This window comes from Caulobacter sp. BP25 (assembly GCF_002737755.1).
Taxonomy (GTDB): domain Bacteria; phylum Pseudomonadota; class Alphaproteobacteria; order Caulobacterales; family Caulobacteraceae; genus Caulobacter.
Window position 1 is genome coordinate 166,610 of sequence record NZ_PEGH01000018.1, and the last position, 14,396, is coordinate 181,005.

At 66.6% G+C, this 14,396-nt stretch carries 14 protein-coding genes and 1 pseudogene; 8 read left to right on the plus strand and 7 right to left on the minus strand.

The features are described 5' to 3' along the window. Position 1: 1 nt before the first annotated feature. The 3 genes from CSW59_RS14700 to CSW59_RS14710 form a co-directional block, all read right to left on the minus strand. Complete coding sequence (locus tag CSW59_RS14700; RefSeq protein WP_099444748.1) at positions 2-610, minus strand: thioredoxin domain-containing protein; 609 nt, start codon at positions 608-610, stop codon at positions 2-4. Further along, on the minus strand, positions 610-1,227 hold the full coding sequence (locus tag CSW59_RS14705; protein WP_099444749.1) for a DsbA family protein: 618 nt from the start codon (positions 1,225-1,227) through the stop codon (positions 610-612). The genes CSW59_RS14700 and CSW59_RS14705 overlap by 1 nt, the downstream gene beginning before the upstream one ends. A gap of 135 nt (positions 1,228-1,362) precedes the next feature. Then, a complete protein-coding gene (locus tag CSW59_RS14710) occupies positions 1,363-1,905 on the minus strand; it encodes a DUF721 domain-containing protein (RefSeq protein WP_099444750.1) in 543 nt (180 codons plus the stop codon). 48 nt (positions 1,906-1,953) lie between these two features. On the opposite strand from CSW59_RS14710, the gene mutY reads away from it, so the two are divergent. After that, the gene (gene mutY / locus CSW59_RS14715) at positions 1,954-3,018 is read left to right on the plus strand and encodes an A/G-specific adenine glycosylase (protein WP_099444751.1); all 1,065 of its coding nucleotides are present in this window, start codon (positions 1,954-1,956) and stop codon (positions 3,016-3,018) included. Positions 3,019-3,138: 120 nt separating this feature from the next. After that, positions 3,139-3,849, plus strand: a complete 711-nt coding sequence (locus CSW59_RS14720; RefSeq protein WP_099444752.1) for a glycoside hydrolase family 25 protein — start codon at positions 3,139-3,141, stop codon at positions 3,847-3,849. Here CSW59_RS14720 and ccrM read toward each other — a convergent pair. Together ccrM and CSW59_RS14730 are read right to left on the minus strand one after the other, a co-directional pair. Continuing rightward, entirely contained in the window at positions 3,782-4,858 is a 1,077-nt protein-coding gene (gene ccrM / locus CSW59_RS14725; RefSeq protein WP_099444753.1) for an adenine-specific DNA-methyltransferase CcrM, read from the minus strand. The two genes, CSW59_RS14720 and ccrM, sit on opposite strands and share 68 nt — an antisense overlap. Before the next feature lie 90 nt (positions 4,859-4,948). Beyond that, a complete protein-coding gene (locus CSW59_RS14730; protein WP_099444754.1) occupies positions 4,949-5,569 on the minus strand; it encodes a ribonuclease HII in 621 nt (206 codons plus the stop codon). 81 nt (positions 5,570-5,650) lie between these two features. Here CSW59_RS14730 and CSW59_RS14735 point away from each other — a divergent pair, with 81 nt between their 5' ends. The 5 genes and pseudogenes from CSW59_RS14735 to CSW59_RS14755 form a co-directional block, all read left to right on the plus strand. Then, positions 5,651-6,193: a hypothetical protein gene (locus tag CSW59_RS14735; RefSeq protein WP_099444755.1), complete on the plus strand. Its 543-nt coding sequence runs from the start codon at positions 5,651-5,653 to the stop codon at positions 6,191-6,193. Between the two features lie 98 nt (positions 6,194-6,291). Beyond that, positions 6,292-6,540, plus strand: coding sequence for a hypothetical protein (locus CSW59_RS14740; protein ID WP_099444756.1), 249 nt, complete (start codon positions 6,292-6,294; stop codon positions 6,538-6,540). Next, positions 6,527-7,162: a cytochrome b/b6 domain-containing protein gene (locus tag CSW59_RS14745; RefSeq protein ID WP_099444757.1), complete on the plus strand. Its 636-nt coding sequence runs from the start codon at positions 6,527-6,529 to the stop codon at positions 7,160-7,162. The genes CSW59_RS14740 and CSW59_RS14745 overlap by 14 nt, the downstream gene beginning before the upstream one ends. A gap of 11 nt (positions 7,163-7,173) precedes the next feature. Then, the gene (locus CSW59_RS14750) at positions 7,174-7,683 is read left to right on the plus strand and encodes a LuxR family transcriptional regulator (protein ID WP_099444758.1); all 510 of its coding nucleotides are present in this window, start codon (positions 7,174-7,176) and stop codon (positions 7,681-7,683) included. A gap of 49 nt (positions 7,684-7,732) precedes the next feature. Continuing rightward, positions 7,733-7,990, plus strand: a pseudogene (locus CSW59_RS14755) (MFS transporter); the annotation flags it as partial. 70 nt (positions 7,991-8,060) lie between these two features. Here CSW59_RS14755 and CSW59_RS14760 read toward each other — a convergent pair. Then, positions 8,061-10,553 (minus strand): TonB-dependent siderophore receptor, encoded by a 2,493-nt coding sequence (locus tag CSW59_RS14760; protein WP_099444759.1) that lies wholly within the window; start codon positions 10,551-10,553, stop codon positions 8,061-8,063. Between the two features lie 368 nt (positions 10,554-10,921). Next, positions 10,922-12,133, minus strand: coding sequence for a DUF2332 domain-containing protein (locus CSW59_RS14765; protein ID WP_236632227.1), 1,212 nt, complete (start codon positions 12,131-12,133; stop codon positions 10,922-10,924). 584 nt (positions 12,134-12,717) lie between these two features. Between CSW59_RS14765 and CSW59_RS14770 the strand changes: the two genes are divergently transcribed. Beyond that, a complete protein-coding gene (locus CSW59_RS14770) occupies positions 12,718-14,202 on the plus strand; it encodes an OprO/OprP family phosphate-selective porin (protein WP_099444760.1) in 1,485 nt (494 codons plus the stop codon). The last annotated feature ends 194 nt before the right edge of the window (positions 14,203-14,396 follow it).

Sequence of the window (14,396 nt, forward strand, 5' to 3'; positions counted from 1 at the left end):
CTCAGCCCTTCGCCGCGACGGCGAAGGCCTTCGCCAGGGCGTCGAAGCCCGTGTCGCCCTCGATCGGCGCGCCGTTGACGAAGAAGGTCGGTGTGACCTCGATGTTGTCCTGGTTCAGGGCCCGGAAGAAGCGATCATTGACCGCCTTCAGCGCGGCCGGATCGTTCATCGCGGCGGCGAACTCAGCATCGGTCAGGCCGTACTGCTTGCCGATGGCCAGCAGGCCCTCCCACAGCTTCTCGCTGCGATAGATCTCTTCCTGGCGCTGGAAGACGGTGGTCAGCACGTCGAAGTACTTGCCCGGGATGCGGCGGGCCAGGATGAAACCGGCGGCCGCGAACTCGGTCGGCTGGGTCAGGAACTCGCGGAAGACGAACCGCACCTTGCCCGTGTCGACGAAGCTCTTGCGGACTTGCGGCAGGACCTGCGTCCACCAGTGGGCGCAGTGCGGGCAGCTGGTCGAGGCGTAGGCGACGAACTGGACCGGCGCCTTGGGCGAGCCCAGCGTCATCTCGCCAGGAACAGGCGGCAAGGGCGCGGCGCGCGCCATGGCGGGCGCGGCCGTGACGGCCAACCCCGAGATTAACAGCGCGCGCCGGTCCAGCGTCATTACTTCGAGGCTTCCGCGATGGCCGCGTCCAGCTCGGCCAGGGTGCGCGCGCCGCCCTCTTCGGCGCCAACCTTCTTGCCGTTGACGACGAAGGTGGGGGTGCCCTGGATCTTGGCTTCCTTGCTGTACTTTTCGACGCGGTCGTTGAGCGCCTTCAGCGCTTTCTCGTCGGTGACGCAGGCGTTGAACTGGTCCTCGCTCATGCCGGCCGACTGGGCGACGGTCAGCAGGCCCTCGCGGAACTGGCCCGTCTGGAACATCTGCGACTGGGCGCGATAGACCGAGTCCAGGACCTGGAAGTACTTATCCTTGCCGGCGCAGCGAGCCATCAGGAAGGCGGCGGCGGCCACCTCGTTCGGCGGGGTCAGGATCTCGCGGTAGACGTAGTTGACCTTGCCGGTGTCGATGTATTTGGCCTTGAAGGCCGGGTAGACATCCTCGTTCCATTCGGCGCAGTGGCTGCACGAGGCCGAGGCGTACTCGACGACGGTGACCTTGGCGTTCGGGTTGCCCTGGGTCATGTCGTCAGCGGCGACGGTCTCGCCCTTGGGGCCGCAGCTGGCGAGGCCGGCGGCGAGCGCGGCGACAAGGGTGACTCGGCTGATCAGCGAACGCATCAATGGGCCCTTTGGCGGTCGGTGGGAAACTTAAGCCCGATTCTCGTTTCGAAGGGAAAAGGGCTGGACGCGGACTACGGCAAGAGCGCGACCGACGACCTATTGTCAATGGTCATGGGCGCTCCGCAAGGGGGCTCAGCGGCTGGAGGAGAGGACCCCTCGGCCCAGCTTCAGCAGCGCCTGCTTCAGCGCCCCGTCGGGCTGCTCGGCCAGGCTGTCGGCGAGCTCTTTCTCTAGGGCGGCGTCCAGCGGCGGCTTGCGACGCGGACGCTGGGCGACGGGCGCGGCGGCCGCCTTGACCGGCCCTTGAATGATGCGCAGGCGCGTCACCACGCCCTTGCCGAGCAGCATGTCGAGACGGGCGGTGATCTGCGGCGCCTGGTGCTGGATCAGCGAGGCCATGGGCCCATCGACGCGCAGCTCCAGCGCGCCGCCTTCGCCGTTGCGCCCCTTGATGATGCGGACGGGCTCGGTGCGGCGGGCCAGGGTGTCGCCGACGATCTCGCGCCAACGGGTTTGCAGCGCGGCCGGACCCTGGCCAAAGCGGTTCTCGAGGTCCTTCAGCAACGGCGCCAGGCTCTTGCCGGCGGGCGGCGGCGGGCGGCGTTGGGGCTTCGTCCGCTTCTGACGAAGGATCGCGAGCGCTTCTTCCGGAGAGGGCAGGGGGCGGCGGGCCATGATGGAAAGCTAGCACGAGGCGGGCTGCTTGCGGTAGGCGAGGAGACGATGAAAGCCAGCGTCTCTCTTGATTGCGCCGCCCTCCGCTCGAACCTGCTGGCCTGGTACGACCGCCAGGCCCGAACGCTGGCCTGGCGGGTTTCGCCCGATGACCGCCGAGCGGGCGTGCGGTCCGACCCCTATCGCGTCTGGTTGTCGGAGGTGATGCTGCAGCAGACCACCGTGCCGCACGCGACCCCGTACTTCCTGAGCTTCACCCAGCGCTGGCCGACGGTCAGCGATCTGGCGGCGGTCGAGGACGGCGAGCTGATGGCCGCCTGGGCAGGGCTGGGCTACTACGCCCGAGCCCGTAACCTGCTGGCCTGCGCCCGCGCCGTCGCCAGCCAACACGGCGGCGTTTTTCCAGACACCGAGGAGGGCTTGCGGGCCCTGCCGGGCGTCGGCGCCTACACCGCCGCGGCCGTGGCGGCGATCGCCTTCGACCGCGCCGCCAATGTGGTCGACGGCAATGTCGAGCGGGTGATGTCGCGCCTGTTCGCCGTCGAGACGCCGCTGCCCGACGCCAAGCCGGAGCTGAAAGCCCTTGCCGGCGAACTCGTCACCGATGAGCGCCCCGGCGACTGGGCCCAGGCGCTGATGGATCTGGGCGCCACGGTGTGTAAGCCGAAGGGTCCGCTCTGTGATCGCTGTCCGGTCTCGGCTTGGTGCGAGGCCTTCAGGAGCGGCGCGCCGGAGACCTATCCCCGCAAGACCAAGAAGGCCGACCGCCCTCGTCGCCATGGCGTCGCCTATGTGCTGACGCGCGGCGACGACGTCGCCCTTGTGCGCCGGCCGCCGAAAGGGCTGCTGGGCGGGATGCTGGGCCTGCCGACGTCGGAGTGGCGAGCGAGCCCCCATGACGACACCGAGGCGTTGGCCGCCGCGCCCGCCGCTGCGGCGTGGCGCGACCTCGGCGCGGTCGAGCATGTCTTCACCCACTTCACGCTGACGCTGCGGGTGTTCGCGGCCGAGGGCGGCGCGGATGGCGACTTCGTCTGGACCTCTCGCGAAGGTCTCTTGGCCCTGCCCAGCGTGTTCCTGAAGGCCGCGCGGGCAGCGGAGCGACTCCCCTAGGACGAGTATTTTTATAGGATCGCCTCTGAGTTTCATGGCAAGCTATGCGGGCCGTTGGGTTGGCGGGCCCACGCGCTCGCCCCGCGCTCCGCGCGCCATGCTCAACCCTGGGAGCGTTCCATGACCGCTACGCCCACGAACGCCGTGATCGACATATCGCACTACAACACGCAGGTTGACTTCGCCCAGGCCAAGGCCGGCGGCATCATGGGCGTGATCCAGAAGGCCACCCAGGGCGCGACCTACGTGGACCCGACCTACGCCACGCGTCGACCGGAAGCCGAGGCCGCTGGCTTGTTGTGGGGCGCGTATCACTTCGGGACGGGCGATGACGTCACGACACAGGTCGAAAACTTCCTGACGACCGTCGGACCAGACAACGGATCAATGCTGCTGGTCCTGGACTTCGAGGAAAACACCGGCGGATCCAGCATGACCCTGGACCAGGCGCGCGACTTTGCCTCGGCGGTTCAAGCCCGGACCGGACGCTGGCCTGGCTTCTACTCAAGCAACAGCTACGTGAGCTCGATGCTGGACGGACCGGATTCCGTCCTGAGCCGTTGCTGGTTCTGGCTCGCGCAATATGACTCGACGCCAGAGGTTCCCTCGGCGTGGCCCACCTGGACCCTGTGGCAATATACGGACGGCTCGGCGGGCGAAGAACCCTACGATTGCCCCGGCGTCGGCCCCTGCGATCGCGACCAATACAATGGCGACGCCACCAAGCTGACCCAGTTCTGGGAAGCCGGCGGTGTCGTGAGCGTCAGTTCATTCCCGCCCGGACCTGAGCGCGCAGGACGTCGATCGGCGCCAGGCCCTTGTCGGTCTTGAAGTGCCAATAGGTCCAGCCGTTGCAGGCTGGAGCCGACTGCACCAGGGCGCCGATCTTGTGGATCGAGCCTGACAGGTCTCCGACCGTGATCGAACCGTCCGGACGCACCTTGGCCACCCGCTCGCCCTTGGCGCAGTAGAGGGTGTCGCCGGGCGACAGCAGGCCCGCCTCGACGATCGTGCCGAAGGGCACGCGCGGCTCGGCGCGTTTGGAGCCCATGACCTCCAGGTCCTCGGGCGCGATCGGTACGACCTTGGAAATCCGCGCCTTGGCGTGGTCGAGATATTCAGCCTCACGCTCGATGCCGATGAACCTGCGGCCCAGGCGCTTGGCGGCCGCGCCGGTGGTGCCGACGCCGAAGAACGGATCCAGGATCACGTCGCCCGGCTTGGTCGTCGACAGGATCACCCGATAGAGCAGGGCTTCGGGCTTCTGGGTCGGGTGGGCCTTGTTCCCGTCAGCGCCCTTGATGCGCTCCTCGCCGGTGCACAGCGGGATGGTCCAGTCCGAGCGCATCTGCACCTCGTCATTGGCCATCTTCAGGGCGTCGTAGTTGAAGGTGTAGCGCTTGGCGTTCTGGCTCTTGGACGCCCAGATCAGGGTCTCGTGAGCGTTGGCGAAGCGGGTGCCCTTGAAGTTGGGCATCGGGTTGGACTTGCGCCAGACAATGTCGTTCAGGATCCAGAAGCCCAGGTCCTGCACGGCCACGCCGACGCGGAAGATGTTGTGATAGCTGCCGATCACCCAGATTGCGCCGTCGTCCTTCAAGACGCGGCGGGCGGCCTTCAGCCACTCGCGGGTGAACTTGTCGTAGGCGGCGAAGCTTTCGAACTGGTCCCAGTGGTCGTCGACCGCGTCGACCTTGGAGTTGTCGGGACGCAGCAGGTCCCCGCCCAGCTGCAGATTGTAGGGCGGATCGGCGAAGATCAGGTCGACCGACTTCTCCGGCAGGGCGTTCATCTGCTCGATGCAGTCGCCCAGGATGATGGTTTCCGGCCCGAAGGTCATGTCCGCGTCCTCAAGAAAGAGAACGGAATCATGAGTCTTGCTGGTAAATGCGGTGTGTAGAGACGTGGTTAGCGAGACGTAAACGCGCCGCTACAGCAGTTGAAGCTGCTCGACGGCGGCCTTCACCGGCGCCCAACCCAGGCGGTGGATCGGCGAGGGACCCAGCCGGCGCAGGGCCTCCACATGGATTGGCGCGTGGTAGCCCTTGTGGCCGGCGAAGCCGTAGCCGGGATAGAGCGCGTCCATTTCGATCATCAGCCGGTCGCGGGCTTCCTTGGCCAGGATCGAGGCGGCGGCGATCGAGCACGACAAGGCGTCGCCCTTGACCACGGTCTTGACCTCGCACGGCAGCGGGAAGCGGTAGTTGCCGTCGACCAGAGCGATGGCCGGGGTCACCGACAGGCCCTCGATGGCGCGACACATGGCGCGGCCCGTGGCATGCAGGATGTTGAACTCGGCGATCTCCTCGATCCCCGCCATGTCGACGCACCAGGCGATCGCAACGTCCTTGATCTCCTCCTCAAGGGCCGCGCGGGCCTTGGCTGAGAGCTTCTTGGAGTCGTTGAGGCCCTTGGGCACCCGGTCGGGATCCAGGATCACCGCCCCGGCGCTGACTGGCCCGGCCCAGGGACCGCGCCCAGCCTCATCCACCCCGCAGACCGGTCCCGGTCCGCAGGCCAGTTCCAGCATCATGTCGGGCCCGGATCGCATGGATCGGTGTCTAGAGGGATTTGGCGCGATTGAAAATCGCCGCTAGATGCGGGAGCGGCTTGGACCGCCGGAGGACCTTGAATGCATCCAGCGACCATCGCCTTGCCGCTTCTGTGGCTTGTTGCGTCCGGGACCGCGTTTGTCTTCGTGTTCAAGCCGTATCCGCGCTGGCCGCTGGTGGCGACCCCGGCGCGGGCGGTGGCGGTTTTCCTGGCGAGCTTTCTGGGCGGCGCCGTTCTGGTGGCGGTGACGCGGCCCAAGGACGAAGCCCCGCCGCCCGCGCCCAGGCTGGCGCCGGCCGCGCGCGCCTTGCCCGATCCGGCCCAGGTCCGCGCCCACCCCGAGCGCTTCGTGGTGCTGGACAGGGTCACGGCCTTTCGCAACAAGGCCGGCGACGTCTTGGTGACCGGCGGCGCGACCAATGTCTCGGGTCTGGCGATCGCCGAACCTCGTCTCTCGTGCCAGATGGCCAAGGGACGGGCGAAGGCGGGAACCGTCTCGGCCGTTGCGCCTGGGACGATCCCGCCCGGCGGCAAGATGATCTTCGCCGCCCTCAATCTGGGCCAGGCCGAGGGGCCGTGGGACCGCTGGACCTGTCAGGTCGCCGGGGCGCGGGCGTCGTAAGCAGAGGCTTATCCAGGCCCGCATAAGCCGTCCGCCGATGGCCGCAGGCCGCCGGACGACGCAGGTCTTCTCCCGTCATCAGCACGGGAGAACCGCAAATGACCAAGCTCTCCACCGCCGTCCTCGGCGCCAGCCTTCTGATCCTGTCCTTGGCCGCGCCAGCCCTGGCGGACGAAACCAAGCCGGCCTCGCCGAAGGCGCGGGCTCCCTTGGTCAAGACCCTCCGGCCCGCGTCGTCCGAGGCCAAGGACCGCGACGATCACGGGGCGCGCCGCGTGTCGGAAGACCGCGACGACCAGGCCCATGGCGAAAAGCACAACAAGGCGCGCCGCCATGACCGCGACTGAACGCCCCGCCGCCGCGCCCCGCCGCTGGGATCCGGTGGTCAAGCTGACCCACTGGACGATCGTGGCGGCCATCCTCGCCAACGCCCTGATCACCGAGGAGGGCTCAGACGCCCACGTCTGGGTCGGCTACGCCCTGGCCGCAACGCTGACCTTTCGCCTGATCTGGGGCGTCATCGGTCCGGCCGAGGCGCGCTTTTCGGCCTTCCCGCCCAGCCCCGGCCGCGCCCTGGCGCATATGCGCGAGATCGTCGCGGGCAAGCGCGCCGAGCACGCTTCGCACAATCCTCTGGGCGCTCTGATGGTCTATGCGATCTGGAGCACGCTGGCGGTCATCATCGTCACCGGCGTGCTGATGGTCAGCGCCCCCGCCAAGCCGGAAGGCGGGCCCGCCGCCGCCGCGCCGCCAGCGGCGGCGGCGCAAAGTCTCGAACGCGAAGAGGACGAAGGCCAAGAGGGCCGCGAGGGCGGCGGCGAGCGCGAGGAGGGGCCGCTGGTCGAGATCCACGAGACGGCCGTCAACCTGCTCTACGTCCTGATCGTTCTGCACATCGCCGGCGTGGTGTTCGAGACGCGCCGTAGCGGCCGGCGGATTGTCTTGGCGATGCTTCCCGGGCGGCGCTAAGTCTTCGACCTATGATCAAGCGGCGTCGCGCTCTGGAACGCAGGATCACGATGATCGCGGTCGTCGTGATCCTTCAGCTCGCCGCCACCCTGTTCTTCCTGGTGGACGTCACGGGCGACGCGCGCGCCGACGGCATGGGCTCGCACCTCTGGGCCGAGGGCGGCGCGGTCCTGGCCCTGCTAGCCGGCGTGCTGTTCGGCGCGGCCCTGGTTCGCTGGCTGGTCTTGCGCGCCCGCCAGGACGAGGCGGCCGTCGCCGCGGCCAAGGGCGCGCTGGCCGACCTGGCGCGCCTGCGCTTTTCCGACTGGAAGCTGACGGCGGCCGAGGCGGATGTGGCCCTGTTCGCCCTCAAGGGCTGCGACGTCGCCGAGATCGCCGCCCTGCGCGGCGCGGCCACCGGCACCGTCCGCGCCCAGCTGACCCGTGTCTACGCCAAGGCCGGCGTGCGCTCGCAATCGGCGCTGATGGCGCTGTTCATGGAAGAGCTTGTGGAGGCGGGCTCTCAGCCTGACGCGCCCTAGGCGATTGGCCGCTTGATCCGCCGAACGGGGGGCGCTTGTCAGCCGGTGTCAGCAGGCCGCCTCGCCGCTGACGGCCTTCCTGATCGGGCCGCTGACTCAGTTCATCGTGATACCGTTCATGGCCCATGGCGCCGGGGCGATGGCGATTGGCGATTGGTTCGGGCGCGGCCCCGATCGGGGCATCGCCCTGGTCTTCACCGTGGCGGGCATGATCGGCGTGATCGTGACGCTGATGGCCTTCGGTTCCAGCGCCTACCGACGCCTGTCGGCGGCCTATGCTCAGGGCCAGGCCGCCGCTGGCCCGTAGAGGGCTATTGACGAAGGACGCCCGGAAGGCTGGCCGCGTGCGAGGAGCGCGCCGCCAGCCTCCTGGACGACTAGAAGTTCATGCGGGCTGACAGGGAGACCGTGCGCCCGTTGACCGCTCGCCCGAGGCCAATGCCGTTGGTCGGAACCGACGGCGTGGTGATCTCGATGAAGGCGACCTTGTCGAACAGATTCTCGGCGTTCAGCATCAGCTGCAAGCGTTCCGTCGGGCGGTACTGGGCGAAGGCGCCGACGAGCGTGTAGCCGGGCATCTTCATCAGGTTGTTGTCCTGCACCCAGCTGCTGGTTTGGCCGGTAAAGTTGGCGCCGATCGTCACCTGGCGAAGCTCGAACTGGGGCGAGACCTGGTAGATGAAGTCCGGTTGGCGGCGCGGGACCTTGCCGGCGACGGCGGCGTTCAGCTTGTCGTTGACGAGTTCGGCATGGGTGTAGGTCACGCCGCCCCGAACGCTGAACGGACCGTGGCGATACGTCCCTTCGGCCTCCACGCCATAGGCCTTGTAGGTCCGATCGGTGGTGATGGCGCCGGCCTGGACGTTCGTGTCTTCGGTGTCGGCCTTGAAGCCGGTGACGTTCAACGTGATGTTGGACGCGCGATACTTGAAGCCGCCTTCGAGCTGCTTGACGATGTCGTAGCCGTCGGCCTTGTTGACCAAGTGGCCATCGGTCGTGCTGACCTTGTTGGAGAACAGCACCTTGTCGGCGGCGGCCCGCGCGCCGCGGCTGTAGCGCACGAAGACCGCGAACGGCTCGGCGACCCGATAGTTCACGCCCACCGAATAGCTCATGTAGCCGTAGTTGTAGCGGACGGGCGCTGGGCGGTCGTAGGGCGTGAAGGCGGTCTTCGACTCCGCGACGGAAATGACGCCATCGCCGTTGAAGTCCACGGACTTGATGCCGACGCGGCCGCCGCCCAGATCCGCGCCGTAAAGCTGGCCGCGCACCCGGCCGCCGTCATGGCGGAGGCTGCCGCCGATCGCGATCTTGCCGAAACGATAGTTCAGCGAGGCGTAGGGCGCGGTGATGTTGTAGCGGACGTCATAGTCGCGACGGAAAAAGGCGGTGGAGCCGGACCGGTTGAAGCCCAGATAGCCGTTCTGGGTCTGCGGCACGCCGGCGGCGTTGGTGTAGTTGATCAGCCCCGAGTCGCCATCATCGGCGACATCCTGGATGTGGTTACTGTACAGGTAGTCGCTGGTGTAGTCCTGCAGCGACTTGTAGACGCCGCCGGTGATCGTCAACTCGCCCGCGCCGATGTCGTAGGCTCGGGTGGCGCGCAGATCGTTGATGAAGTTGTTCAGCGAACGCGACTCGATCCGGTTCAGCGAGGTCGCGACAATCAGGCCGTTGCCGTTGAGGGCGCCGAGATTGGTGATGACCTGGCCGGCGTTCGGGCCCGAGGCGTAGGTGTAGGTCCCCACGCCGCCGCCCAGCGAGGCCGGCAGCGCGCTGCCCGAATAGATGTTCGCGACCAGGTTACGGGTCGTGCCGCCCGCGATGTCCGAATACCGGCCGCGCTGGGTGATCGTCCAACCGCGCACTTCGAACTGCGATTCCAGGCCGATCGACTTCACCAGGGCGTTCATGCCCTGTCTGAGCGGAAGGACCGAGGCCTTGTTGTCGGCGTCCAGCGTGATGAGATCGCCCAGGTGGCCCGACAGCATCGAGTCGCGTCGGACATCGTAGGTGTTGAAGCTGCCGAAGACCGGGTTGTCGTTGGTTCCGGTGATGCGCACCGGGCCCGGCAGGTAGTGCGGCGAGCGGTCATCCAGATACTTGCCCGACAGCCGGACATACCCGTTGGAAAACTGCTTGGTGACGTTGAACTTCAACTGGCCGCCCTTGAAGGCGTCGAAGCCGGCGCGGCGCGGCCCCTCGCCGACCCTGTAGAAGCCGCCGATGTGAAAGCGCCAGGAGTCGTTGATGGGCGCGCCGTACTCGAAGTCCACGCGCTTCATGTCGTAGCCGAGACCGGTCATCACCTGGACCGTGCCTCCGGCCACGTCGCCGGTCTTGGAGATCAGGTTGATCACGCCGGCCGGCGAGTTCGACGCGAAGGTCGAGGACGAGCCGCCACGGATGGACTCGACCGCAGCCAGATTGAGGTCGGCGCGGATGTAGATGTCCACGGCGCCGTTGAAGAAGTCGCCGAACTCCAGGATCGGCAGGCCGTCTTCCTGAAGCTGCATGTATTTCGAGCCGCCGGACGCCAGCGGAAGGCCGCGGATCGTGTAGGCGGAGCTGCCGTCACCGGTGGACGACTCGGTCCGGATGCCCGGCAGGTTGCGGAGCAGGTCGCCAAGCGAACGCCCGCCGAGGACCTCGATGTCCTTCTCGCGCAGCGCGCTTGTCGAGGTCGCGCTGTCCAGTCGGTCGCGCCCCTTGGCGACGCCGGTGGAGAAGACCTCTTCGCGGCTGGCCGGCGTGCTCGCCGCCTGTCCGGAAGTGTTTGCGGCTGTGGCCGCGCCTGTCTCGGCCACAGCCAGAGAGGGTGCGACAAATAGAAGCGGCGCGATCGCGGCTGAGAGGTATAGTACCTTCATGATGGCAAGCTTCCTCCGTCATTTTGTATTATTGTTTTCGCGTGTTATCGTTTTTCAATCATGAATATTCAATGCGCGAATTGTCGCGGTAAGCGCGTGTTGTCGTCGAATTACATATCATCTGTGATGTATTCGTCCTCGCCATCTAAGGCGCGGCCCCGCTGGCGCGGCTTTTCGGCTGAATCTCGACCGGCGCGCGCCCAGCTCTGACCGGGTGGTTTCGCGATCGGCGTCCGCGAGGGCGCAAGCCGGCGTGGCGCCGCGCGCCCAATCTGGCGGCGACGGGCGGCGCAAAGCGTTCGCCCCGGGCGCTCTTGGCTCCGGAGCCTTTTTGATGGGCGGGAAGCGGCGATAGCGCCGCGCGGGCCCTAGGCTGTGGGCTGCCAGTCCAGCCAATCGCCGTAGGGGTGGCAGATCGCCAGCACGCGGGTTGAGCCCGTCGGCCATTGGGTCAAGCGCAGCTCGACCTTGCTGCGGTCCGGCGTCCACTCGAAGCCTATGCGCAGTAGTGGCCTTTTGTCGCTCGCCCTAGCGCCGGCCTGTTCCATCGTCTCATCAATCTGGAGTCGGTCCTGGTCGCTCAGGTACTGGATGAACATGGTGTGGATGACGGCGCGGCCGCGTCCTTCTGGCTGCGGCTCTTCCAGGCGCTCGTTGAGCCACGTCATGGCGTCGCCCTGATCGACGCGGGGCGGATGGATGCTGGCGATCTGGAGCGCCGCCTCGAGGCGCTTGTACCGATCCTGCTGGTTGGCCCAGGCGAAAGACAGCAAGCGTTCGCGATGTTCGGGATTGGACGCGTCGAGCGGCTGAAGATCTACGCCGCGTGCAGAGGCGATCTCCAAGGGTGCGATCGGCGGTGAAGGGCCGCGCCATTGAGGCTCGACGCGGACCGCCGAGGTCGGGTCGCCGACCGAGATTGCCCCCAGTCGATAGAAGTAGCGCGCGAGGTTAAGGTTCAGACCAGCGCTTGTTCCAAGATCGAGCAGCTCAAACGGCATGTTCCATCGCGTGCGCGCCGTCAGTAGCGCCGCGACGATTGCGCCGGCCCGAGCGACCTCATTGGTCTGGGGCGGATGTTCCAGCCAGCGGGCGATGAAGGCGTCTTCGAGCGATAGGGCTTCGGCGATCGCGCCGTCGAAGTCGCTATGGTCCCCGCCATACAGCCTGGTCAGCGACGCAGACGCGCCACGGCGCGCGAGCGCGTTGAGCGCGCCGTTGAATCGCATGGCGATGGCCGCGGCGGCGGGGTCTCCTTCCCAGCTGCGGATCATCGCGGCGCTGATCGGTGCGTGCGGGAGCTGACGCTCCACCGCTTCAAGTACGCTGGCGACGAATGGCGCTCCCATTGCGCGGCACCTGTCGGCCTGGCGCAGAAACTCGCTTCCGCCGCGGACTTCGGCGCGCTTCGTCATCCACTCGCTCTCCGCAGGGGTTTTTGTCCAAAGCTTGTCGGTCGGGCGCGGCTTGGCGGCCACGTTATCGACCTCGCGCCGCTCGGGCCCGTGGGCCGTCGCGCGGATCTTTTCCAGCCTGGTATCGCGACACTCGGTTACAGCCACTTTCGCGTCTTTCTCCACGCCTGATCCGCGGTTCCGCGCCGCCAAAGCGCGGCGCTCGGATGGCCCCCAAAAGTCCCGGCTGGTTCTCCGGGGGCGTGATCAGCGCTAGGGCTAGATAAGGTCCTCAACGGTTAAAAATTACCCCATGAGACAGTCTTTGCTTCGCCAGTCTCAGATATTGATTTGGAGGATACGTCGTAATCTGGATCGTATTGGGCGTAATTTAAAATTTTAGGTTGCGACAATTGCGCGCATCGGTTAAGCGAATATCGAAGATGCTTGAAATATACTCGCGACAATTCGTCGCACCCAAGTATAGAAAACCTTCAAATCCTCGATCATTAAGGTTTTAGACACCTTCAAGTCGCCTCCTTGCACCAACTTTTGCGGGAATGAGGTGTGGCGGAGCGCGGAAGGCGTTGCGCTCTTGAAGGGGCGAAGGGCGCCTAGGCGCGTCGATTGCGGCGCGAAGGGCGGCTCATCGTTCGCTCAAAAACTCAGCGGCGGACGGGCCCGGCTACGGCCGGCATCTCCCGTGTGCCAGGTCTCTGTAAGCGTTGGCCGCCGGGCGGCCTTCTCACGACAAAGAAGGGGATTTTAGGATGAAGGTTGTTCTTCTAGCGGGCGCCGCGCTGGCGGCCTTAATGACGGCCACGCCGACGCTGGCTCAAAGCGCGTCGCCCGACCAGGCTGAGCTCATCGCGCTGGTCCGCGCGCAGGCCCAGGAAATTGCTAATCTGCGCAATCGCCTGGACAAGATCGAGGGCGCTGGCGCAACGACCGCTCCGGGCGCTGCGGCGCGAATGGAGATCGGCGCGACCCGCCAGCCTCTCGCCAATGAGGAAAGCATCTCGGAGGTTTCGGGGCCGCAGATTGTCACCCCGGACCTGGCCGATCAGAGCGTCGCCCAGGTGATCGCGGCGGCCAAGGACGCCGCAGGCGTTACCACCGAGTGGAAGGGCGGTCTGCCGACGTTCCGCTCGCCGGACGGTTTCTACATGTTCAAGATGCGCGGCCGGATCATCAACCACGCCAGCACGACCTTCGGCTCCGACTACGGCGCCCGCAACATCACGACTACGGGCGCGCGCGCCCTGCGCATCGGCGTGGAGGGCGGCGCGGGGGCCCACTTCTTCTACCAGTTCGAGAACGACTTCGCCGACAACGTCTCCGATGTTGGCACCGCGTTCGTCGGCTGGCGCGATACGGTCGGCGATATCTCCTATGACGTTCGCTTCGGCAACATGTTCAACGATCGCAGCTTTGAGGGGTCGAGCGGCTCGGACGCGCCTTCGTTCCTGGAACGCAACGTCGTCGCCACCTCGATCATTCCCCAGCGCGGCTTCTACGGCATCTCGATCATGCCGCGGATCTTCTGGAAAAGCGGCCACGCCTCAGTCACGCTTAGCGGCGACAGCATGGACGCCAAGCAGAGTGTTTCGGACAGCCGGACCCTGATGGCCCGCGCGCACTGGAACCCGATCAAGACGGATCGCTCGACGCTGCACCTTGGCGTCTGGGGCTTCGACGAAGACCTGGCCGTGGGCGGCGGAGCCCTGACCCGCAATACGGTCATCGGCGGACGCTTCAACGGCGCGCTGCGCGTGTCGACCGGCACGGTGACGGGTGGCACGGGCACGCTGGGCTATGGCGCGGAGGCCGGCGGTTACGTCGGCCCGTTCTGGGTGATGGGTGAAGTTGGCGAGCGCAAGGCGGCGCTGGACGCCGGCCGCCCCGATCTCGTGACGAAGGCCTGGAGCCTGTCGAGCGGTTACTTCATCACCGGCGAACTGCCGCCTTACAACGCCCGCCTGGGCACCTTCGCCCAGCCCAAGGTGCGCAAGCCGGTTCTGCGAGGCGGCCCGGGCGCGGTCGAGGTGCTCGCACGCTATGAGAACATCGACTACTCGGGCGTTCCGACCGCCGGCGACGGCTGGGCGGCGACCGGTGGCGTGAACTGGTATCTGGATAACGTGATCCGGCTTCAGTTCAACGTGATCCACTGGAGCGCCACGAACCGCTCGGGCTCTTATCCGACCAAAGACAGCGGCCAAACGGTTAGCGGCGGGATTGGCATCACCTTCTAGGTCGAGCGCCGCTTGCGCACGGTCGGCGGTCTTCAGCATCTTTTTCATCACGACAAGATGTTGCGGGCCGCCGATCACGCATTTTACACACCGACCTCGCGATATGTGAGGCTCTTCGTCGCAGGGTCTGGGTTTTAACGCTTGTTGTGCAAATAGAGGTTTATCGACAAGGGGTCCGCATCTAGTCGTTGCGA

Bases quoted from the DNA above. Each gene is read 5' to 3' on its own strand.
- CSW59_RS14705 (WP_099444749.1), bottom strand. From the start codon at position 1,227: ATGCGTTCGCTGATCAGCCGAGTCACCCTTGTCGCCGCGCTCGCCGCC.
- mutY (WP_099444751.1), top strand. From the start codon at position 1,954: ATGAAAGCCAGCGTCTCTCTTGATTGCGCCGCCCTCCGCTCGAACCTG.
- ccrM (WP_099444753.1), bottom strand. From the start codon at position 4,858: ATGACCTTCGGGCCGGAAACCATCATCCTGGGCGACTGCATCGAGCAG.
- CSW59_RS14770 (WP_099444760.1), top strand. From the start codon at position 12,718: ATGAAGGTTGTTCTTCTAGCGGGCGCCGCGCTGGCGGCCTTAATGACG.
- CSW59_RS14710 (WP_099444750.1), bottom strand. From the start codon at position 1,905: ATGGCCCGCCGCCCCCTGCCCTCTCCGGAAGAAGCGCTCGCGATCCTT.
- CSW59_RS14700 (WP_099444748.1), bottom strand. From the start codon at position 610: ATGACGCTGGACCGGCGCGCGCTGTTAATCTCGGGGTTGGCCGTCACG.
- CSW59_RS14745 (WP_099444757.1), top strand. From the start codon at position 6,527: ATGACCGCGACTGAACGCCCCGCCGCCGCGCCCCGCCGCTGGGATCCG.
- CSW59_RS14730 (WP_099444754.1), bottom strand. From the start codon at position 5,569: ATGCGATCCGGGCCCGACATGATGCTGGAACTGGCCTGCGGACCGGGA.
- CSW59_RS14735 (WP_099444755.1), top strand. From the start codon at position 5,651: ATGCATCCAGCGACCATCGCCTTGCCGCTTCTGTGGCTTGTTGCGTCC.
- CSW59_RS14750 (WP_099444758.1), top strand. From the start codon at position 7,174: ATGATCAAGCGGCGTCGCGCTCTGGAACGCAGGATCACGATGATCGCG.
- CSW59_RS14720 (WP_099444752.1), top strand. From the start codon at position 3,139: ATGACCGCTACGCCCACGAACGCCGTGATCGACATATCGCACTACAAC.
- CSW59_RS14740 (WP_099444756.1), top strand. From the start codon at position 6,292: ATGACCAAGCTCTCCACCGCCGTCCTCGGCGCCAGCCTTCTGATCCTG.
- CSW59_RS14760 (WP_099444759.1), bottom strand. From the start codon at position 10,553: ATGAAGGTACTATACCTCTCAGCCGCGATCGCGCCGCTTCTATTTGTC.